At 60.1% G+C, this 21,652-nt stretch carries 19 protein-coding genes; 13 read left to right on the forward strand and 6 right to left on the reverse strand.

All coding sequences use genetic code 11. The features are described 5' to 3' along the window. Positions 1-84 precede the first annotated feature (84 nt). Positions 85-720 carry a HupE/UreJ family protein gene (locus AYJ57_RS17750; RefSeq protein ID WP_066109095.1) on the forward strand — a complete coding sequence of 212 codons (636 nt, stop codon included), beginning with the start codon at positions 85-87 and terminating at the stop codon, positions 718-720. A 93-nt stretch (positions 721-813) separates the two neighbouring features. Here the strand turns inward: AYJ57_RS17750 and AYJ57_RS17755 are convergent, their stop codons facing one another. Together AYJ57_RS17755 and AYJ57_RS17760 are read right to left on the reverse strand one after the other, a co-directional pair. Further along, on the reverse strand, positions 814-1,785 hold the full coding sequence (locus tag AYJ57_RS17755; RefSeq protein ID WP_193789532.1) for a helix-turn-helix domain-containing protein: 972 nt from the start codon (positions 1,783-1,785) through the stop codon (positions 814-816). 253 nt (positions 1,786-2,038) lie between these two features. Continuing rightward, positions 2,039-3,295 (reverse strand): MFS transporter, encoded by a 1,257-nt coding sequence (locus tag AYJ57_RS17760; RefSeq protein WP_066109101.1) that lies wholly within the window; start codon positions 3,293-3,295, stop codon positions 2,039-2,041. Between the two features lie 151 nt (positions 3,296-3,446). Here AYJ57_RS17760 and AYJ57_RS17765 point away from each other — a divergent pair, with 151 nt between their 5' ends. The 8 genes from AYJ57_RS17765 (at position 3,447) to AYJ57_RS17800 (ending at position 12,710) form a co-directional block, all read left to right on the forward strand. Further along, the gene (locus AYJ57_RS17765) at positions 3,447-4,385 is read left to right on the forward strand and encodes an NADP-dependent oxidoreductase (protein ID WP_066109104.1); all 939 of its coding nucleotides are present in this window, start codon (positions 3,447-3,449) and stop codon (positions 4,383-4,385) included. Positions 4,386-4,672: 287 nt separating this feature from the next. Beyond that, positions 4,673-6,187, forward strand: a complete 1,515-nt coding sequence (locus tag AYJ57_RS17770; protein ID WP_066109107.1) for an amidase — start codon at positions 4,673-4,675, stop codon at positions 6,185-6,187. 220 nt (positions 6,188-6,407) lie between these two features. Next, positions 6,408-7,754, forward strand: a complete 1,347-nt coding sequence (locus AYJ57_RS17775; RefSeq protein ID WP_193789533.1) for an amidase family protein — start codon at positions 6,408-6,410, stop codon at positions 7,752-7,754. Between the two features lie 305 nt (positions 7,755-8,059). Further along, on the forward strand, positions 8,060-9,289 hold the full coding sequence (locus AYJ57_RS17780) for a transporter substrate-binding protein (protein WP_066109110.1): 1,230 nt from the start codon (positions 8,060-8,062) through the stop codon (positions 9,287-9,289). Between the two features lie 67 nt (positions 9,290-9,356). Further along, entirely contained in the window at positions 9,357-10,223 is an 867-nt protein-coding gene (locus AYJ57_RS17785; RefSeq protein ID WP_066109112.1) for a branched-chain amino acid ABC transporter permease, read from the forward strand. A gap of 25 nt (positions 10,224-10,248) precedes the next feature. Continuing rightward, a complete protein-coding gene (locus tag AYJ57_RS17790; RefSeq protein ID WP_066109115.1) occupies positions 10,249-11,289 on the forward strand; it encodes an ABC transporter permease subunit in 1,041 nt (346 codons plus the stop codon). Further along, positions 11,282-12,016 carry an ABC transporter ATP-binding protein gene (locus tag AYJ57_RS17795; protein ID WP_066109118.1) on the forward strand — a complete coding sequence of 245 codons (735 nt, stop codon included), beginning with the start codon at positions 11,282-11,284 and terminating at the stop codon, positions 12,014-12,016. Before AYJ57_RS17790 ends, AYJ57_RS17795 begins: the two co-directional genes overlap by 8 nt. Next, positions 12,003-12,710: an ABC transporter ATP-binding protein gene (locus AYJ57_RS17800; RefSeq protein ID WP_066109120.1), complete on the forward strand. Its 708-nt coding sequence runs from the start codon at positions 12,003-12,005 to the stop codon at positions 12,708-12,710. Before AYJ57_RS17795 ends, AYJ57_RS17800 begins: the two co-directional genes overlap by 14 nt. 102 nt (positions 12,711-12,812) lie before the next feature. Here the strand turns inward: AYJ57_RS17800 and AYJ57_RS17805 are convergent, their stop codons facing one another. The 3 genes from AYJ57_RS17805 to AYJ57_RS17815 all read right to left on the reverse strand — a co-directional run bounded on the left by AYJ57_RS17805 (position 12,813) and on the right by AYJ57_RS17815 (position 15,198). Next, positions 12,813-13,523, reverse strand: a complete 711-nt coding sequence (locus tag AYJ57_RS17805) for a cysteine hydrolase family protein (protein ID WP_066109123.1) — start codon at positions 13,521-13,523, stop codon at positions 12,813-12,815. Between the two features lie 170 nt (positions 13,524-13,693). After that, complete coding sequence (locus tag AYJ57_RS17810) at positions 13,694-14,500, reverse strand: IclR family transcriptional regulator (RefSeq protein WP_066109125.1); 807 nt, start codon at positions 14,498-14,500, stop codon at positions 13,694-13,696. Continuing rightward, on the reverse strand, positions 14,497-15,198 hold the full coding sequence (locus tag AYJ57_RS17815) for an IclR family transcriptional regulator (RefSeq protein WP_066109127.1): 702 nt from the start codon (positions 15,196-15,198) through the stop codon (positions 14,497-14,499). The genes AYJ57_RS17810 and AYJ57_RS17815 overlap by 4 nt, the downstream gene beginning before the upstream one ends. An 872-nt stretch (positions 15,199-16,070) precedes the next feature. Between AYJ57_RS17815 and AYJ57_RS17820 the strand changes: the two genes are divergently transcribed. From AYJ57_RS17820 to AYJ57_RS17835, 4 genes are all read left to right on the forward strand, one after another. Beyond that, positions 16,071-16,319, forward strand: coding sequence for a hypothetical protein (locus AYJ57_RS17820; protein WP_066109130.1), 249 nt, complete (start codon positions 16,071-16,073; stop codon positions 16,317-16,319). A 133-nt stretch (positions 16,320-16,452) separates the two neighbouring features. Then, positions 16,453-17,283 carry a hypothetical protein gene (locus AYJ57_RS17825; protein WP_066109133.1) on the forward strand — a complete coding sequence of 277 codons (831 nt, stop codon included), beginning with the start codon at positions 16,453-16,455 and terminating at the stop codon, positions 17,281-17,283. A gap of 117 nt (positions 17,284-17,400) precedes the next feature. Further along, positions 17,401-18,282 carry a metallophosphoesterase gene (locus AYJ57_RS17830; RefSeq protein ID WP_066109136.1) on the forward strand — a complete coding sequence of 294 codons (882 nt, stop codon included), beginning with the start codon at positions 17,401-17,403 and terminating at the stop codon, positions 18,280-18,282. A gap of 1,268 nt (positions 18,283-19,550) precedes the next feature. After that, on the forward strand, positions 19,551-20,624 hold the full coding sequence (locus tag AYJ57_RS17835; protein ID WP_066109139.1) for an ATP-binding protein: 1,074 nt from the start codon (positions 19,551-19,553) through the stop codon (positions 20,622-20,624). A 589-nt stretch (positions 20,625-21,213) separates the two neighbouring features. Here AYJ57_RS17835 and AYJ57_RS17840 read toward each other — a convergent pair. Beyond that, complete coding sequence (locus AYJ57_RS17840; protein WP_066109142.1) at positions 21,214-21,651, reverse strand: hypothetical protein; 438 nt, start codon at positions 21,649-21,651, stop codon at positions 21,214-21,216. Position 21,652: the final 1 nt, after the last annotated feature.

The raw sequence follows: 21,652 nt of genomic DNA on the forward strand, positions 1-21,652 counted from the left end.
CGAGGCTGTGCAGGTCTGGATTGTGCGTATCCCGGCATGCAACGCGCCGGATGCCACAGTACCGACAGCAAAGAGGACCGCCCCATGCTCCGCACATCTCATCGTCTTGTCCTTGCCGCGCTCGGCCTTCTTGCACCGCTGCCCGCGCATGCACACCACGCCATGGGGGGGGAGCTGCCGACCAACGCCCTCGAGTCCGCAATCAGTGGCCTCGCGCACCCGGTCATCGGTATCGATCACTTGGCCTTCGTTGTGCTGGTCGGCCTACTAGCGGCCCGCAGCGGTCAGCGGCTGGCGTTGAGCGGGAGCTTCGCGGCGGCGACGGTGGTTGGCTGTTTGCTGTTGTTGGCGGGTGTGACGCTGCCTCTCACCGAAGTGGTCATCGGCGGCTCGGTCGTCGCTCTGGGCGCGGTCCTGCTGCGCGCCGAGCTGCCCAAGGTCAAGGCCCTCGGGATCGTCGTCCCGGTCATCGGCCTGTTCCACGGCTGGGCCTACGGCGAGGCCATTCTCGGGGCTGAGACCGGTGTAATCCCGGCCTATCTACTGGGCTTCGGTCTGGTCCAGTTCGCCATCGCGGCCGGTGTGGCGACGCTGGTGGTGGCGGCGCGCGAGAGCGCGGGTCTTGCCGCCACCCGCGAGCGCATCACCGCGGCGGCCTGCATGGGTATTGGTTGCGCTGTAATGATCGAAACCGTCGAGGCGATGGTCTTCAAGGTCTGACAATTTCTCCCTGGGGGCACATTGCCGTGCCCTGACTCGAACGGCCCGGGATATCCCGGGCCGCTTTTTTTCATGCTGCCCTGCCGCAAGGGGTCAGTGAGTCTGGGCGAGAAGACTGCGCGGAGTGATCCCGAACTCGCTCTTGAAGGCGCGGGCGAAGTGCGAGAAGTCGCTGAAGCCACATTTCAATGCAACATCCGAGACGCGGTATTCTCCGCCCGCGAGGAGCAATTCATGAGCCCGCTGCAAACGCTGTTGCCAGAGCCAGCGGATCGGCGTGGTATCCTCGATCGCGAAGACCCGGTTCAGCGTCCGTCGCGACACGCCGAGCTCTTTCACCAGAAGATCGGAATTCAGTTCGGTGTCTTCGAGGTGTGCCAGGATGTGCGATTTGGCGCGGTCGAGCAGCGCACCATGGCGGCTGGTGTCAAAGTCCGAGAGTCCGGCCTCGCTTTCGAACGCAGCGGCAAGCAGGTCGATTAAGGACATGGCGACGCGGTTCGACGACGAACAGTCGCCTGTCAGATCGAGGCCATGCGCCTCGCGCAGCATGTTAGTGGCAAGCCGTCCTATCGGCGAGGTGCTCGACATCGGTCGGGCCGTCAGACGTTCGGCGTTCGGCATGCGGTTGAGCATCACGGAGCGCGGAATCTTGACCCAGTAACCACCATAGTAGCCGTCCATGTGGTTATGAAACGGACGCGCGGAGTCGTAGATGCAGAATTCTCCAGCCTGCTGGTGACCTGACCGGCCATTCTGGTCGACCTTCATCGCGCCTTCCGTCAGTAGGGCGATGTAGAAGCAGTCCAGCGTGTCGCGGCGAATGTCATTCTGATCGCGCCGGCTGACCATGCCGCTAGTCGCCAGCCGGCTCAGGCCTAGGCTGCCGAGGCTGCGCATGGAAATCTTGGCCCGGAAGGCGTCGGCTTCCTGCAGTGGCGTGTTCTCGGCAGGGGAAAAATGCTTGCAGATAACTTCGTTCCAGAATTGGAAGCGATCTCGCGCAGGAAGGGCTGCGGAGTCGATTGTCGTGATGGCCTTGAGCTGCTGTGTGACGGGGATCATGTCGCGCTTTCCGATGGGCATGATCCAAGAATTCCACCGCGTCCGAATTGCGCAACGGAGGGCCGTCAGGCAACCATCACAATGAGATCGGGTGCGCGAGAAATATGCGCATGGCGCGAGGTGTGCTTAGTTTTGCGTCGATGGCCGAAGCGCGTGATCTGGGTTTAGTTCCCCACAAAAAAAGGGGATTCGCGTGAAAATGGCGCGCCTTGGGGAAGGCGCGCCGCGAAAGTCCCTCAATTGTGCGCAGAATTTAGGCTGGAAGCTGGCTGCGTCGCCGCGCCGCTGTGGCGCTAGTGAGCAGCGCCAGAGCGATGAGCAGCAAAGAGAAGATGGTGAAGGCCGTAGAGAGACCGAGGCCGTCGATCAGGAAACCGAAGGCAAAGGTCGGAATCGCGTTCGACAGGTAGCCGACAACGTAGAATTTAGCGATCTGCGAGGCGTGGGTGCCCGGGGCTGCGGTCTGGTTGACGAGCGCCGCCCCGCCGACGAAAGCTGCTCCGTAGAACAGGCCGCAGAGCGGCATGGCTAGGATGAAGATGGCCGATACGCTGGCCAACGCTCCGACCAACGTCATGGCCTGCAGAGCCGCAAGTGTCCCGCAGCCAATGCAGATCGCTGTCAGCGGGCGAATGCGCCCGCTCAACATCTGGCCGATACCTGCGAAGAGTTGAAAGATGGCTGGAAGTAGCCCTGCCAGGGCGTGGATATTGAGATGGAAGAGGTCGGTCGCGAGGCTGACTGCGGTCGCCATGAGGATCGAGCCAAGCATCCAGGCCACTGCGACCGACAGGCACGCCAGACGCAGGAAGCGCGCACGTTCCCGATCGTCGAGCGACGCCCTAGCATCGCGGGCCGGCGTGTTGGATGCGCGCTTGCCCTTTGGCCAAGGCGCCAGTGTAAGTCCGAGGAAAGCGAATGCAGCGACCGCGGCAATGCACAGGAAGGGTGTGACCAGCGGGGCAGCGTTTGTCGCGAGAGCGGCCGAGGACAGACAGGGACCGGCCGCTGCGCCTCCGGTGAAGGCAATTGTCGAGACCGTGGCCGCGCGGCCGCGTTTATCTTCGCTGTCGAGGTCGAAAAGAGCGGTGGAGGCTGTCGAGGTGATCAGTCCTGTGCTGATGCCGGACAGGAACCGTCCGACGAGCAGCATCCAGACCTGATCGGCCAAGGCAAAGAGGATCGCGCCGGTCGCTGTGATCAGTAGCGCTGGCAGCAGGATCTGGCGCCGGTCTGTCACAAGACGATCAAGCCGCCCGGCCAGAAACAGCGAGATCAGCGTGCCGACTGCGTAGACCGAGAAGATGGTGGTGCCCGCGCTCTGCGGCAGGCCCCATTCGCTTATATACACGGAGTAGAGTGGGCTGGGTGTAGTGCTTGCAAGGAGGGCCGCGAAGATTGCCAGCGCACAGAAGGCTCGGCCCACGAAGAAACTCGAGCTTCGTGACGCGGAGGCTGTGCTCTGGCTGAACGTGTTGGCGTGAGAAGCGATGCTTTGTGACGTCGCCATGTGGCGGCTGCTCCAGGCTATGCGGACGATGGATTGTCGGACTTGGCCACTGGTCAACATCAGTAAGAGTGGTATAGCCATGGCAAACTAATTTGCAAATGCCGAACTATTTGGCGCGTGTCAACGGCCGATCCCGTTCCAGGAGAAAGAGATGACCCAGATGAAAGCGATCCAGTTCTCGGCCTTTGGCGATACCGGAGTACTCGCCCTTGTCGACATACCGCGCCCCGTGCCTGCTGCGGGGCAGTTGCTGGTGCGGCAACAGGGTAGCAGCATCAACCCGGTCGACCTGATGATTAGGCGCGGAGGCTACCCCTCGGTTCCCCCGAAGCTGCTGCCCTATGTCGGCGGGCGGGACGTGGGTGGTGTCGTCGAGGCGGTGGGCGAAGGCGTGGACATGGGTTGGATCGGGCGCCCGGTCTTCGGTGCGCCGGACTTCAGCCGCGGTGCCTTTGCCGAATGTATCGTCATGGGAACCGAGGAGGTCGCCGAGGTGCCCGACGGGCTGACACCGCGCGAGGCTGCACTTCTCCCGATCGCCGCGCTTACGGCGTGGCAGGGGCTCTTCCGTCAGGGCGGACTGCAAGCGGGCGAGACCGTTCTGATCCATGGTGGCTCGGGGGGCGTCGGGCACTATGCGGTTCAGATGGCGGCGCGCGCGGGTGCGAAGGTGATCGCGACGGCGTCCGAGCGAAACAAGGACTTCCTCAGCGCGCAGGGCGCGGAGCGTGTGGTTGCCTATGATACAGAGGAGTTCGACGAGGTTCTGGCTGACGTCGATCTGGTACTTGACTTGATCGGTGGTGAGACTCAGCAACGCTCTTGGCGAATTCTCAAAGAGGGTGGCCGGCTGATCTCCGCCGTGGCAGCGCCAGACGCCGAAAGCGCGCGCGAAAAGAAGGCAAAGGTTGCGAAGTTCTTCATTGCGGAGTCCCGCCAGGACGATCTCCTTCGTATCGCCGCGGAGGTCGCGGCAGGCACCCTGAAGAGCCACGTGGCGCAGTGGTGTCCGCTTGCCGAAGTCCCTGCGGCGCAGGCCGCGCTGGAAGAGGGCGGGATCCGTGGCAAAATCGGCGTTGAAATCGGCTGATCCAAGGGGGCGGTTCCGTCCTCGGACCGCCCGGCTGTATCGGGACGGTCGCGCGATTTGCGGCCGTCGCCGTGGCGACGCAGGTCTCGCGGCGAGACTGGCTTGCTGGAGGTGCGTCAGCCCGCTTTCCGCCGGGCCATGCCGCTAGGGGGGGCAGGCCGTCTGCGGTCCGGCCGGCGGCGACCTGTTTGGCCAGACCATACATGTCTTTTGGCACACCGAGCAAAGCCGGGCGTTCAGGCGCGCAGTACCCTCTCGGCAACGCAACGACGACCCGAGGATCGAGAATGGCCGTACATGCGCCGACAAAAGACGAGCTGAGAGCCACTGCGGCCCACTACGGGATCGCCTTTACCGACGCTGAACTTGAGGAATACCAGGCTGCGATCGCCGCAAGACTGTCCTCCTACGAGGTGGTGTCCCGGATGCCTGACGAAGTGCCAGAGGTGCAGTATCCGCGCACGCCCGGGCATCGGCCGTTGCTCGAGGATAACCCGCATAATGCCTGGTACTGGAAGACCTCTGTGAAAGGTGCGGCAAGCGGTAAGCTGACGGGCAAGAAGGTTTCGCTCAAGGACAACATCATGCTGGCCGGTGTCCCGATGATGAACGGCACGCCGCAGCTCGAAGGTTATGTACCGGAGTTCGACGCGACGATTGTGACCCGCATCCTCGACGCGGGCGGCGAGATCCTCGGTAAGGCGCATTGCGAGCTGCTGTGCATGACCGGAAGCTCCTTCACCAATGCCACAGGTCCGGTTCACAATCCTTGGCGGCACGGCTACTCGGCGGGGGGCTCCTCCTCGGGATCCGCGGTCACCGTGGCGACCGGCGAGGTCGAAATGTCTGTCGGATGCGATCAGGGCGGCTCGATCCGCATGCCTGCGTCCTTCTGCGGCATCTACGGCATGAAGCCGACCCACGGACTGGTGCCCTATACCGGGATCATGCCGATCGAGATCGAGATCGACCATGCCGGCCCGATGACCGCCACGGTCGAGGACAACGCGCTGCTGCTCGAGGTCATCGCTGGTGACGACGGCTTTGATCCGCGGATAAAGGCACCTGACGTGCGCGAGTATACCAAGGCGCTGACCGGCGACATCCGGGGGATGAAGATCGGTGTCCTCAAGGAGGGCTTCGAGGACCGTTTCGCCGATCCCGACGTCAACGAGAAGGTCCGCGCCGCGGCTAAGCGGCTCGAGGCGCTGGGAGCCGAGGTGATCGAGGTCTCGGTGCCAATGCACAAGATTGCGGGCGCCATCTTCGAGCCGATCGTGACCGAGGGTTCGTTCATGACGATGTTCGAGGGCGACGGCTATGGCGCTTCGCGGCGAGATCTATACGCGGTTTCGATGATGGATCATTACCGTGGCTGGCGCCGCACGGCGAATGACCTCTCACCCACCGCCAAGATCGCCCTTCTCGCAGGCCGCTACATCACCGACACCTACGGCACGCGGTTCTACGGCAAGGCGATGAACATCAGCCGCCGTCTTCGCGCAGCCTATGACGCTAAGTTGGCCGAGGTAGATCTTCTTCTGATGCCCACAACAGCCGTCACTTCGAAGAAAATGCCGGAACCGGATGCGCCGCTGGCTGAAATCCTCGATCGCGCGCATGAGATGGTCGGCATCACCTGTCCCTTCGACATTACCCACCACCCGGCCATGTCCGTGCCCTGCGGCCTGTCGGAGGGGCTGCCGGTGGGGATGATGCTGGTGGGGCGGCACTTTGACGAGGAGAGCATCTACCGCGCCGCCCACGCATTTGAGCAGTCGGGCGACTGGAAGACCTTCTGATCGGCGCATCTGGTCAATCGTTTTGGCCGATAGGGTAAAGCGTACGCCGGGCCTCTTGCTAAGTTCATTGCAAGAATGCCCGCCGGGACGCTTTCTCGCCGCTTGTGAGAAACGCTTTCGGAACACCCCATAACTTTTTGCATGGCGCGTTCCCTGGGGGCGACGCGACGCGCCGTGCCTATCGCGAGGACACGATATGAAAGATGTATGTGCCAATCGGATGACCATCGATGAAGCCCGCCGCGAGATATCCCGCTCCGGCGCGGCTGGGCTCGCGGACCGCCTTGGTGCCATTGCCGTGGGCAATCCTCTGAACGCGACAACTCAGGTGGACTACCGTGTGCCCGAAGGGTTGACCGGACAGTTGGCCGGCCTTCCGATCGCTGTGAAAGACAACGTCGACGTTCTTGGTTTCGCGACCACGGGCGCTTCACCCGCGCTCAAGAACTTTCGTCCGGGCGCAGACGCGCCGGTGGTGGCCCGGCTGAAAGCGGCGGGAGCCTGGGTTCCGGCGAAATTGAACATGCATGAGCTGGCCTTCGGCATTACATCGGACAACGCTGCTTACGGGCGGGTGATCAACCCTTTCGACGCGGGGAGGACGGCAGGGGGCTCCTCGGGCGGCTCGGGGGCAGCGGTTGCGGCCGGGTTGGTCCCAGTGGCGCTCGGCACGGATACGGGTGCGTCGGTCCGCATTCCGGCGGCCTTCTGCGGAACCGTCGGCCTGCGTCCCTCGACCGGACGCTATTCAACAGATGGCGTCATCGCGATTTCCTGGATGCGCGACACAATTGGTGTGCTTGCTAACTCGGTCAGTGATATCTCGGAAATCGACGCCGTGATCTGCCCCGATGATGCCGCCGATATTACCGTTCCGAGGCGCCCGCTGCGCCTCGGTCTGCCGGCGGATGCGTTGCCTGGCTATTGCCCAGCGACCGAAGACCGATTCCGCGCGGCGCTGGAAGAGCTCGTTTCCGGTGGCACGGTCGAGATCGTACCGCTTCCGGCACTCGGCTACGAGGAAATTCAGAGCCGGTTCGATGCCCCAACGGCGCAAACTGAGGCGTTGACGTGGTGGCGGGAATTTTGCACGGACAAGCTCGAAATCACCCTACAGGAATTCCGCGAGGGGCTTGCCAGCCCGGACGTTGTCGAGATCTTCGCCACCATGGAGGCCGCCGCGTCCGACGGCGCCGTCATCTACCGCGATCTCGTGCGCAAGGGCCGCTCGGCCTTGCAGGCGTGCATCGGCGCCCTGTTTACGCAGTACGAAATCGACCTGATCGCTGCGCCCACCTCGCCTGTACAACCACCCAAGGTCGAGGACTATTCTCAGATCAAGGTCAGGGGCGAATTGCGACCCACGCTCCCAGTGGTCGTGCAGAACACCTCCCTGGCCACAATCGCCGGAACCCCCTCGCTCACGCTTCCGGCAGGCTTCGACGCAGACGGGCTCCCTGTCGGCCTGATGCTGGAGGCGCCGATCGGGTGCGACCGGCAGCTTCTGGCCATGGCCGCGCGCATCGAAGCCGAGCTTTCGCCGGGGTGCTTTGAATCTTTGAGATGACTGCAAAGGTCCCGGCGTAGTGGCGGGGCCTTTGGATTTTACGCCGAGGGGATCGATGATTCCCGTAGGCAGTTTCAACGGCTCCGGTTCTTCAAGTGAGGCGGCCTAAGCGGGTCGCTCCAGCGCAAGATCGACAAAGGTGCTCGTCGGACTTGAACACTCATCAGCTCTGGGCCCGGTTCTTGCGCCAAAATGCGGCACCAAATATTTTATGTCCGTAAATGACATATTAAATTGTCAAAACCGATTTCATTTATGCCGACCATCTCGGAAACTCGACGAGAAGCAGCAACAGGGATCTTCACATGACTTTCTCCAGACGGACCTTTCTCCAGACTTCCGCGGCGCTTACCGCCACGCTTTCTGCGCCTACGATCCTGCGCGCGCAGGACGACATGATCCGCATCGGTGGCCTTCACGATCTGTCGGGCGCGATCGACTCCAGCGGCATTCCTATGAACCAGGCGATGCAATACGCGGTGGCGCAGATCAACGAGGCGGGCGGTCTTCTCGGCCGTCAGGTCGAGGCGGTCACTTACGATCCGCAGTCGAACATGTCGCTCTATTCGCAATACGCGACCCAGCTTGCGCTGCGTGACAAGGTGACGGCAGTTTTCGGTGGCATCACCTCGGCTAGTCGCGAGACCATCCGCCCGATCTTCCATCGCTACCAGACCCCCTATTTTTACAGCTGCCTCTACGAAGGCGGTGTCTGCGACCGAAACGAAATCACGCTGGGTACCACTCCGGCCCAGACTGTGGCGCAGCTCATTCCCTACGCGATGAACCTCTGGGGTAAGAAGGTCTATACTGTCGCCGCTGACTACAACTACGGTCACATCACCGCGGCATGGATTAAGCGCTACGTGGAAGAGAACGGCGGCGAGTTGATCGAGACCGAGTTCTTCCCCCTCGACACCACACAGTTTGGCTCGACGATCTCGAAGATTCAGGCGGCCAAGCCTGACATGGTGATGTCGGTGCTTGTCGGAACCGCGCATTTGGGCTTTTACCGCCAGTGGGTCGCCTCCGGGATGAAGGGCGAGATCCCGATCGCCTCTACCAGCTTCGGCGGCAACGGCACCGAGAACGTCATGCTGACGCCGGAAGAGGGCAACGGAATCCTCACTGCCTTCGGCTACTATGAGACTGTCGAAAACGAGAAGAATGCCGAATTCCGTGAAGGTATTAAGGCTTTCTATCCGGACAATCCGCCTGTGCTGGGTGAGACGTCGGAAGTTACTTACGAGGCAGTGATGATCTGGGCCGACGCGGTCAAAGAAGCGGGCTCGACGGACCGGGACGCAATTCTCGAGGTGATCGAAACCGGCAAGTCCTATTTGCTGCCCGCGGGAAATGTAGCCATCGACCCGCTGACCCACCACGCTGTGCGCGACGTCTACATCGCCGAGCTCAGGGATCAGAAAATGGATATCCAGCAAAAATTCGAAGCGGTGCAGCCGACCGATACGCAGATGGTCTGCAACCTGCAGGAAACGCCGGATGCCAACGTCCATCACGAGATCAGCCTCTGAGTAAACTGAGCTGGTCTGCCGCAAATCGCGGCGGGCCGGTCCGGCCAATCCGAACACGGAGCGCCAAATGGACTACACTATAATTGTCTTCCTCGAAATCCTACGCGCCATCTCCTGGCTCGTGATCCTCGCCGCGGGGCTGGCCATCATCTTCGGGATGATGAAGGTCATTAACTTCGCCCACGGCGAGTTCCTGATGCTGGGAGGATACATCACCATCATGTCGCACAACGCCGGGGTGCCGCTATGGATCTCCATGGGTGTCCTTGCGCCGCTGGTCGTTGGCGTCTTCGGCATCATCGTCGAACGTCTGGTGATCCGGCACCTTTACGGTCGCATCATCGACAGCCTGCTCGCCACATGGGGCCTGAGCTTGCTGATGATTGGCGGGGTGACCATGGTCTTCGGCAATACTGTGCAGGGCGTGTCGACGCCGCTCGGCAGCCTTTCGATCGGGGCCTACCAGGTGCCCGGCTATAACCTTCTGCTCATTGGCATTGCGGTGGCGATGATGATGGCGATCTGGTTGGTGCTGCGGTTTACCTCGGCAGGGCTGATCGCGCGCGCGACGATGCAGAATCCGGACATGGCCGAGACGCTGGGCGTGCGCACGAGCTGGGTCTACATGGCGACCTTCGGCTTGGGATCGGCAGTGACGGGTCTGGCGGGCGGTCTGCTGGCTCCCTTGACCGGCGTGGCCCCCTCAATGGGCGTGAATTTCGTCGCCCAGAGTTTCATCACCGTTATCACCGGCGGTGCCTCAATGATTGCCGGGACGCTGTCGGCGGGCACACTTCTTGGCACGATCAGCCAGGGCGTGACCTTCGCTACCGGGCCCGTCTATGGCGATGCGGCGCTGCTGCTGGCCGCGCTAATCCTGCTGCGCTTGCTGCCGCAGGGCATCACCGGGCGCATCTTCCGAAAATCCCTCTGACCCGCCGTTCCAAAGGAGTCATCAAATGGAAACCTCTCTCCGCACGGATCCGGGCTTTTGGTTCATGACAGCTCTGGGCCTTGTGCTTCTGTTCCTAGGGCCTCTCTTCTGGGACCTCTTCCAGATCATGCAGATCACGCAATACGTGGTGCTTTCGGTCTATGTGCTCTCGCTGGCTTACATCTGGGGGTTCGGCGGAATCCTGAGCTTCGGGCAGGCTGCCTTCTTCGGGCTGGGCGCCTACACCTTCTCGGTCGCGGCGATCAACATGGGCGAGACGACCTTTCCCTTCGTGCTGGCCTTCGCCATCCCAGCCATCTTCGGTGCGGCACTCGGCTACTTCATGTTCTACGGCAAATTGTCGGACGTCTACATGGGCGTCGTGACCATGGTAGTCACGCTGATCTTCTGGAAGCTAATCAACCATACGGCCGGCCCTGAATACGCTATCGGCGACGCGCGCCTCGGCGGGTTCAACGGCATCCCCTCAGTGCCGGTGCTGAACGTGCCAGGCGACGCGCAGGCTTGGCTCGACCCGGGACAGATGTTTCAGGTCTTCATGGCCATCCTGACACTACTCTACGTGCTGCTGCGGATCCTCATTGCCTCGGACTTCGGGCGCATTTCGATGGGAATTCGCGAAAATGAGACCCGGGCCGCGTTGCTGGGCTACGACGTGCGCCGGCACAAGGTGATCATGTTCGCGCTCGGCGCAGGCATTGCCGGGATGGCAGGAGGTATGTGGGCCACGTACCAGACCTTCATCGATCCCAATGTCTTCTCGCTGGAGATGTCGGCCAAGGCACTGATTTGGACCATGGCCGGGGGTGTCGGAACGCTGGCGGGGCCGATCTTCGCGGTGGTGCTGCTGCAGTACCTGTCGCTGAAGTTGGGCGAGATGCACATTCTCAACAACAACTTCATCCTTGGCGGGATCATGATCGTCCTTGTCCTTCTGGTGCCCAAGGGCGGGCTTCCGACGCTTCGCGATGGCATCGCTGCGCTGCGCGTACGGGGCTCGGTGCGGCGCTCAGGAACCCCCGGAAAGGTAGCTCCCGATGTCTGATCTTCGTCCGATCCTCACCACCGAGAAGCTCGTCATGCAGTTCGGCGGGGTGACCGCCGTAGACAATGTCGATTTCACCCTGCGCGAGGGCGAGCTGCGCTGCCTTCTGGGTCCAAATGGTGCCGGCAAGTCGACGTTCTTCAAGTGCCTAACCGGCCAGTTGACTCCCACGTCCGGAAGGGTCCGGTTCGACGGGCAGGACATCACCGGCTGGGAAACCCATGCGATCGTCGGAATGGGTGTCGGCATCAAGACACAGGTGCCGAACCTTTTCGACGGGCTATCGGCCTATGAGAACGTGCGTATGTCGGCGCGTCGCAAGCACTTGCGCCCGATGGCAAAAGAGAAGGCCGAAGAGATGCTGGAGAAATGCGGCATCGCCCATCTCGCCCGGCGCGAAGTCGGGCTACTGGCGCATGGCCAGCGGCAACTGGTGGAGCTAGCAACTGTGCTGGCGGGCGAGCCGCGGCTGGTGTTGCTCGATGAGCCGGCGGCCGGCATGGCCGGCGACGAGCGAGACCGTTTGGCCGATCTCGTGCTCGAAACTTCTCGGCGCGCCGCGGTCGTGGTGGTCGAACACGACATGGCCTTCATCCGCCGCATCGCCAAATTCACTACCGTCTTCAACCGAGGCGCGATTTTCCGTGAGGCGATGATCGACGAGATCATGTCCGACCGTGCCGTTCAAGAAATCTACTTGGGGAAACAGGCCGATGTCGCTGCTTGAAGTTCGCAATCTTAAGGCCGCTTACGGCGCGGTGCCGGCCTTGCACCAGGTCGACATGACCGTTGCGCCGGGCGAGGTCGTCGGGGTGCTGGGCCACAACGGCATGGGCAAGACGACCCTGCTGCGTGCGCTCATGGGCTTCGTGAAGGTGACCAGCGGGGATATTGTCTTCGACGGGCAAAAGCTGAATGCCCTGCCGGTCAACGCTCGGGCGCGGATGGGTTTGGGGCTTGTGCCGCAAGGCCGAATGATCTTTCCGACCCTTTCGGTGCGCGAGAACCTTGAGAGCGGGATCGCGGGTCAGAAGGATGCAGACACAGTGATCGAGGAAATCCTCACGATCTTTCCGCGTCTGACCCGCCTGCTTGATCGTAGTGGCGGTGCTCTGTCGGGGGGCGAGCAGCAACTGCTCGCGCTGGCCCGGTGCCTGTGCCGAAAGCCGCGGCTGATGCTGCTGGACGAGCCGACCGAAGGGATACAGCCGTCGATCATCGACGAGATCTCGGAGACTCTGCAGGCCCTGACCCGCAACACGGACATCACCATCGTTCTGGTCGAGCAAAACCTCGATTTCATCACAGGCCTTTCGGATCGTGTCTATACCATCTCGAACGGTGTGCTGGATCGACAGATTCCCAAAGACCAGCTGACCGACAGCCGGGCGGTGAGTGAGTTTATGGGCTTCGCGGCCTGACTCGTAGAGCCCAAGAGCATTGAGACCCCGGCGTGATCACCATGCCGGGGTCTTTCTAGTGACGTCTGGGGTCCTCGGGCATGGGCCCTTCGGCTCGAGTTGTCACTCGGCGGCCGTGCGAGTCGCTGCTCCGGCATTCAACAGTCCGATCACCTCCTTGGTGGTGCGGACATCGGCGAAGACCGGATAGAGGCTGTCGAGCGTGCCATTGTGCTCGTCGTCGTTGAGCGCAGCATTTCCGTCGGACAGGAAGATCACCTTATAGCTCAGCTGCTGCGCGTCGCGCGCGGTCGCCTCCGAGCAGCAGTTGGTCACCGTTCCGGTGATCAGCACGGTATCCACGTCAAGTTCCTGCAGCACTTTGTGCAGATCACAGGTGCCCTGAGTGAAACCGCTGAAACGGGTTTTGTCGAGCACGGGCTCGCCTTCGGCAACGTCAAGCTCTGGCCAGAGCGCATGGTCGTGCTCACCGGCGGCGAAGCCTTTCCTGAGACCTTCCGAGAAAGGTGTGCCAAGCATATCGCCGTACCAGCTGGTCCAGGCGATCTTCTCATTCGGATCGTAGGTGTAGCGAAGGAAAATGTTCGTACCTCCGGCCGCCCGGATTGCTTGGGAAAGGGCGTTCACATTCGGGACGATGTCGCGCGCTACGGGGATCTCGGAAACAGCACCCTCTTCCATGAAGCCATTTTGCAGATCGACAATCACATGGGCCGTACGGGCGGGGTCGAACGTCTCGAAGGCATGGTCGCGACCGCCTCGGTTCTTCTTGCCGCGCTCAAGTGCGGCGGCGGACATCTTGATGGTATGCATGCGAGCTCCTTGAAGTCGAATGGGGTACGAAATCGCCCCGGCTAGGCCGAAGTGATGTATGTATATAGCGAAATGCTTTGCTTATTAGAGATAACTTGGAATTCGTGCGTGTTCCGCCGCAGCCCTTGCTCTGGATGCCCACGAGATGTGCAGGGAAGGGGAGGAGACGATCAGGCGCCGGATGCTTTTCCGATGAATCCGAGCTTTCTGGAGATGGTCGCGGCGAGCGCGCGCAGCGGAGCCACATGGTTGCCCTCCAGCGAGATGTCGATCTCCTCGGCAGGGCCGATCATTGTTACGGCAAGTTCAAGCTCGTCCGAGAAGTTGTAGACCGGTGCGGAGATGGCAGTGACACCTGGCTGCGGGAAGGAGTAGGTGATCGAGACACCAGTGCGCCGGACGGTCTCCAGTGGCTCGTGGATTTCGTCGAAAGGCGGGCAGGCTCCAACGTATCTCGGCGGTGTGACCTCGGCCATCTGCAGTTTAGCGATCTCACGGGCTTCTGCTTCGTTCGTCAGCGCGGCGAAGAGCCGGCCAGTTGCCGTGCCGGTCACTGAATAGACCGTACCTGGTTGGGCCGAGTTGAGGAGCTGGTCATTGGCCTGAACAACGGCTGTCACCACGGGGCCATAGCGCCCCCAGACCGCGATGGAAATCGACTGTCCAAGCTTGCGGGCAACCTTAAGAGCTTCTTCCGAAGCAGTGATCTGCGGGTCGAGAGTAAGCAGACGTGACATGCCAAGTTCAAGACTGAAAGGGCCGATCGCGTAGCGTCCCGTCTGCGGATCACGGACCACCATGTTCCCACGTTGCAGGCTGACCAGGTAGGCATGGACCTGCGCCTTGCTGAGGCCAGAGCGCAAGGCCAAATCTGCGGCGCTGAGCGGGCCATCGCTATCCAAAAAGAGCCCCAGAAGCGAGAGCCCGGTCTCGACGGCGCGAACGCCACGCCCTTCCTTTTCAGTCGCGTCGCTCATGCCGACGAACCTCCAAGAGAGGATACCGCAGCCAGCAAGGCCCGCAGAACCGGCCGTTCCGGCTCCGGCGCCATGGCGTCGGGAAACCCGATGACCGAGATCGATGCGACTAGCGCGCCTTCGCGGAACACCGGGGCGGCAAGGGATGCAAGATGGGGGACCGGGGTGCCTTCGGCATGCGCGTATCCGCTCGCTCGGATGATCCGGCTAAGGTTCGGGTTCATCTCTGGGGTATCGCTCCAAGCATCGAAAATGCGTGCTGCTGCGCTGTTGCCAATCCGGCTTCGGGTGCCAGGTCTCAGGCTGAGACTGGGGGTGCGCGGGCCCTGTACTGCGAAGATCACTGTCGGCTGCTCTTGGACAAGGCAATCCACGGTGACCATTTCCTGGATCTCGGCGGACAGGCTGCGCGCGGCATTGATGTTGGCGTTGAGCGTTGCATCGTTCCGGATCACGTGCCGCGCAAACGTCAGTGTCGTGTCCGAAAGCGCGTAGCGCCCCGCGTCGCCGAGTTGCTCGATCATCCCGAACTTCTTCAGAGAACTCATATAGGTATGTGCCTGCGCGGAGGTGATACCCGCGCTGACGGCAATGTCGCGCAGCATCATCGGCTGGCTTTCCTTCCGAACGATCTCGAGAAGGCGGATCGCCATGTCCACCGATTGGACGCCACGCTGCCGTTCCGGGCTCTTGACCATTCATACTCCGCTTTTCGCTGTGGCTCGGCCTTCTGCGCCGCTGGTGCGCCAGTTTTCGAAGCTTTGCGTGCCGGGTGCAAGCCTTTACAAGCAAGTCCTTTCCAGGCCATTTCACCTCGCACGCCACATAGGCCTGACGAAGCGGCGCGCTGTATCATTGTTTTGCCGTTGTGCAGGTTCCAATGAACGTACCCATAATCAGGATGTCTCATTCGCCAATTCCGGTCTCGTGAAGTGGTTTATCGAGGTCATGCCAATTCTGAAAAAGGCGCCGCCATTTTAAAAATTTGGCACGACGAACTGCTTGACGGCTTCCTCGGCTACCGAGGAAGATCAACGACAAAACGACGAGTACGCTATTCTGCTGCCGGCGATCATGTAAAGCTGCCCTGAGTCGACCAATGGGGCATGCTGACATGCTGGCTCACTGCCGTGCCAATTCTGCTGAAGCTGCCGTATGTCGGACTGATGTTTCCGGGCAGTTGGGAGAGTTCCGCTTCAACGCTTGTCGGTGCAGCGCACCCTTGAAATGGCAGGTCTGGTGTGATGGGTCCCAAGGCGGATCAGGGGCTGTCAACCAAGAATGGGCGTAGAAGAGATTTTGTCCGCGCAACCTCCCGGTACTCGTAATTTTTCGCAGGGACGACGATCCGCCACAAGAAGGTGATGGCAAGCGTATTTTCAATGGATGTTCGCCCGATTGGGGTAGTTTTTCGCAAGATATCAAAGTGGTGCGGAAGCACCGGATCTCCCATTTCTTTCATGATGAGGGCTATTGGGATGCTCGCTCCAGGAAAGGAAAGCGATATCATGGGCCCATGGTGACTTTGAAAGAATAGGGTCGTTGGATCGTCCTTTCAGCGGAGGTGCCGATGTCTGATGATGAGAGGCCACCCAAATATTTCGATTTCGAGGAGCGCCAGAAGGAAAAAGCGCGATCTCGCGAACGGGATGAAGAACGGCTTGCTCGTGGTGAGGTGACCCCGAGTGAGCTACAGCGCGAGAACAGCGCATTTTCCCACATCAAGTTCACCTACGTCCTCTTTCGCCGGAAGTCCGGTAGGACCTACAAAATGAAACTTGATCGGAAACCCAGAAAGACCGGAGATTCCGAAGATTAGTGATTGACGTCAGACGTTTCCGGGAAGTCCATGTGGGCTGCGGGTGGGGCCAAGAGCGCCAGGTTTGACAATCGCGGGTCCGGGGGCGAGGGCGCAGTAGCTTCAATTGGTTGAGCTAAGGGAGGGCCGCGGCATGCGTGCGCCGAAAGATCATATTTGGCTTACTGACTATCTGAGTCCACGCGTAGATTTGCGTTCCGGACGCTTCAAAGACGCGAAGGACCTGCGGATCCTGCCGCCGGCGGATACTAATGCTAACTGGCTGGAGAGCCTAACACTGCCGAAAATGTCCCGCCGCATTACGCCTGAGTATGTCGACCAGACCTTTGCTGCCATGGCTGCTGCATTCGAATGGCTGCCAGTACAGATCGATGAACTACATGCGTTGGCCCGCGCGTCTGTGAGACAGCGGGGTGTCCTCGCTTTGCCGCCGCTGCTCTTTTGTGGTGCCTATGGATCGAAGTTTGGCTGCCTGCTGTCCAACATCCTGGCATGCGGCGAAGTCATCTCGTTTCGACCGGAGGTCGCCTCGTTCCCTACCGATCTGGTGAATGGCCTAGCCATGAAGGAGGTTGCTCAGTGGATCGCCGTGGTAAGCGATCTAACGGAAAGTGGGGCTTTCGCCCTCCTTCCCCTGCTGGACAGGGATGTGGCGCGAACTTTTCATGCCGAACATATTCCATTTCGGATTGATGCGTCGCACATCAATTGGATCATGTCATGCCAGTCTGCTGCAGAGCAGTTTCCGAATGCGTTCGAAAAGGTCGTCGTCCGCTTTGATCTCCCCGAAATGACGGACGATGACCTTATTCAATTTCTTATCGAGATTGCCGTGCAAATGCGCGGCAGGGAAATCGCGGGTGAAGCTCGGAAATACGCGCTGCTTCTGTTGCGCTCCACTTCGACCCGGCAGCCGGGGGACCTCGCAAATCTCATGCGATCGTATATCGACGAAGGAATGTGAGGTGGAATTAGGACCCCTTCTTGGGCGCCTAGTTCCGCGAACATAACTGAACCGCGCGGTGCGGTAGCCGGTTCTTCACGAAAGTCGCAACCGAAGATTTCTGGAAGGCGAGGTGGCGTGTCGAAATCAACGAAACAGGTTGAGCAGCTCTCGCGGGTTATTCCGAGCAGGCTGCCACCGAAGATCGAGGTCTTCGCGGTCGGTGATATCCACGGTAGGGCGAGGGCTCTCCGAGATACCCTGAGCGCTATTCGGGCCATGCCGAAATGTGAGGGCACGCGACGAATTGTGGTCTTCTTGGGCGACCTGATTGACCGTGGGCCAGAAAACCTTCTCGTCCTGAAACTCGTGTCCCGTGCCTCTGTGCTGATGAACGCTGACGAGGTGCGATTGCTGCCTGGCAACCACGAATTAATGCTGCTCGACTATCTCGATCGGGTTTCGAACGTCTGGTTATTTAACGGAGGGACGGTAATGCTCGATGAACTTGATTGCGATTGGCGAAGCCTTCGCTGGCTCGACGTTGTAGACGCGGTGCGCGCCGCCCTGCCTGACTCTTTTGAAACAGCAATCAGGAATGCTCCATCGCATCTTCAGATAGGTGGCTTGCTCTTCGTTCATGCAGGACTGGCGCCTCATAAAGCGCCCGAGGTCCATCTTCAGAAAAGGCGGGTGCATGAGACTGACTCAATGCACTGGGCGTGGATCCGCGAGCCTTTCCTGAATTGGATGCGGGGTTGGACATGGTCAGTTGCGCGCGGTGAGTATTCTTGGGGTGACAGCGTTGTCGTACATGGGCACAGTGCGGCAGTGGAAGCCTCGCTAGCCGTATCGCCGGGCCGGCTGTCGTCATGCGACAGGATCGACACGCATCGGCGGCTTTGCTTAGATGCCGGGGCATCTACATGGGATCAGATCGCTTGGGCCCATTTCTACCAGACTGACGGCCGCACGATGATGAGGCTTGCGGCGACGGTGGGTGAGCGGCGAAGCAACTGAGAGCGGTATCCCTTATTAGCGGCATGCTCTGTTGGCACCTTGCCCTACGCTTTTGAAGCAGAGGCCGCCATAGGTGTCGTGGACGGTCGTTCGCTCCCAGCCACCCTCGTCTCGCTGACCAGCCGAGCTATTTCTGGTGGCGCGCGGCGGTTCTATAGGCTGCAGTTTCGAGGGCAATTCTGTTTGAGAGTTCGTCGCAGTACAGCTTGTATACCGCTTCTCGATCTCGGATCGGAGTGATCTTCGGGATTTGAGGCGGTTCGGGAGGGCCGACAAAGCTCTCAGCTTCAGATCGCAGTTCATCAAATGTTGGGCGTCGTCGCATACGTCATTCTATGACGATCTGGCAGTCAGGCAAAGTGGGAAGATGACTCTCGACTGGCAAGTCATTTTGAGGGGTTATTCAGATAATAAATTGAAAATAAATAATTATCCAAGGCTTGGTAGGCTTATACCAAGGCCGGATAACTCAGGATAATGGGGGACCCAAAGTTTGCCTGCGGCCGTGCTGCAGAACTGACATCAAACTGCCGGAGAGTGCTTTGCGGGCTGCGTGAGAGCCTCGGCGGTCTGCGCTGCGCCACACATACTGGGCGTACCGAGCGAACTCTTCGTCTTCAATTGCTGACGGTTGTTGAGGTTTCTATACATTATTGGGCCCCAAAAATGTACCGACACTGTTTTTCAACGCATACCTGAGGTCTTGAAGATGGAAGGAACGAGAGTTCGCGCTACGCAGGTGACGCCTGCAGGAAGAGAGGTGAAGGAACACAGTTGCGAGAAATGTGATGCGCGGAAAATTCGTTAAGATATTGATTTTGAATCAATAATTGACGAATCGAGCGCATTGTGCCAAATGAACGTAGTTGTTGGTTTAGCCTTCCGGCCTGAAGCAAGGCTTTGACGCGCAGATTTGGCAGCCTGGCTCGGCGGCAGTCTGTCTATGCGACGCGTTCGGCGCACTCCGCATCGCTTTCTGCATGATGTCGCCCCCGCCGAGGAAATCCAGAAAGCAACGGCATGGCAAGCTTGGAGGCCGGCATCCAGAAAATGTGGTGACACCCGGTACTCGCACGCGGCGCGCGTGTCAGCTGAGTTTTTTCTGGCCAGTCCGGCCCAGCGATGACACCGGCTTTCACCCGCGAACTACCTACTGGCCCGCTGCCACCGGCCCCATCAATTCGGCGGACTGACCAAAGTCGCCGTCCCAAGAACCGTTCCAATATCACGCGCCATCCAGCGATGGCCGCGAACGAGAGAGTAGTGACATGATGAATGCCCATACCGAAACCAGTGACGCCATTTCCGAGATGGTCCCCCGAGTGTCCGGCGTTCCCCAAGTAAGTAAAGAAGCCAAAGCCACCTTCGAAAAGTCGAAGGAGATAGCAGCCCTTCTGGTCCGCCTCGAGGACCATTTCGAGGAGACGGAAAACTACCGTCGCTTCAGAACGCGAATTTTCAATGTGCTATCGATGCGTGAGGCCCGCCTACGTGCGGGGAAAAGCGAACTCAAAGGGGCTGTCCTCATTGGACCTGCTGGAGCTGGCAAGTCACGGATCGCGAAGGAGATCATCAAGGAGCACAACACTCTCACGGAACACGCTGGGGACTGGCAGTTCGGCACGCGGATCCTAAGCGTCATCGTCCCCGGTCGCTCAACCGTTAAAGAATCTCTGAATGCAATTTTGGTGGAACTGGGCCATCCGGCACGCGGCCGGCGCGACGAGAGCTACCTCGCAAACCTCGTCATGGAATACCTAAAGGAAAGCCGCATTGCCGCCCTCCATCTTGACGAAGTCCAGGACAGTGGACGGTACAAGACCAAGGACAGCGTCGAAGCTTTCCTCAAGGTGTTCCGCAATATGATGCAGCACAAGGACTGGCCGGTTTGCCTGATCATGACGGCGACCCCGGAGGCCAGGCATGTGGTCAACCTGGACGAACCACTGCGACGCCGGCTCCGGCCTATGGAGATGCGTCCCATGACGTTCGAAGACGATGGCGAGACGCTTCGTGAGACCTTGATGCAAATCTTCGACGACGCGGGGATCGTCGATCCGGGGATCCTGTCGCTCGAGGAGTTCATGAGGATCCTGATCCATGCTTCCGTCGGTCGCTTCGGGGTTGCGGTGGAAATGTCCATCGAGGCGATCGGGGAGTGCCTAAGAGCAGGGGAGGGCGTGATTGACATGGGGCATTTCGCGGATGCCTACGAGATGCGGATGGACTGTGACGACGAGTTGAACCCGTTCGTCGCCGAGCACTGGGCGGCCATCGATACGCTGACGGCTATGCAGCGCTACGAGGAGAAGCGCAAGGTTGAACGGCGCCGCCCGAAGTAACCCAGAAGATCAAGGTTTCCTGCAATTCGAAAGCCGCCCCTAGGGGCGGCTTTCGCCATTTCGGTCTTCCGGCTGGGTGGTGGAAGTGATTAGTCTGGTACGGATTTATGGTGTCGCAGAACGGTATTTTCGTGTCGGAAGTCGGAGTCTCAAATGTCGGGTGTCAATCTAAGTAATTGATAAACCATAATATTATTTCCCGCCAAGTCGTAATCCCCATGTCGGACGATATTGTTCCGACAAGCTTAGTTTGGCCATTTTGGTCAAAAAAACGGCCATTTACACGCTAACTACGGCCATTGGTGGTGTTCCGCTCCAGGAACGGGTTTTCAGCGTTGGGGTGGTCGTCTTCCCATTCTGTCAGCCTCGAATGGAATATGGGTCCAGTCGGGTGTGACGGGAAACGGAAGTAACAGATTTTTTGGGGACCGCGAGCCTGTTTGGCAAGACATCTCCGCCGCGCCAGTGAAACGAAGAAGGCCGCAGGTTTCCCTGCGGCCTTTTTTGATGCGGTGGTGGGGCTGTCGATCTCGGAGGCAGGAGACGGCACGGCGTCCGGGGTGCTACCTGCTCATAGTCTGGCGCAGTCTCAAACGACTTTCAGGCGAGCCATCTGGCGGTGTGCATCGACCCGCGCCGTGAGCAGGGCGCGCATTGCGCAGATCATTAGAAAGCTCTGTAGCAGCCCGTCCAGAGCACATCCCTGTTCCGAAAGAATGGGCACCTGCCGGATTGTCCCGATAGAACCGAGATCAGGGTCATCGTGGCCGTCAAAAACATTGCGGACGCCCAGAGTCTCTCGGTCGACGACATCGAGAAGCAGGGCCTCAATACGGCTCACATGACCTTCGGAACCCTGTGCCAGGGGGCCATCGCTTCGAAGGCTGGCGAGGGATTGCAGCAGCGCGTTCCGCTTGGTGGCCGAGAGACCCTCTTCGGTTTGCTCTACCCGGGCGTAGAGGTGGTCGACTTCCTGGAGCGTCCGCGTCCAGAACTCTTCCAGGGACAGATGTTCGAAGTACTTCATG

The sequence above is a fragment of the Salipiger sp. CCB-MM3 genome (genome assembly GCF_001687105.1).
Taxonomy (GTDB): domain Bacteria; phylum Pseudomonadota; class Alphaproteobacteria; order Rhodobacterales; family Rhodobacteraceae; genus Salipiger.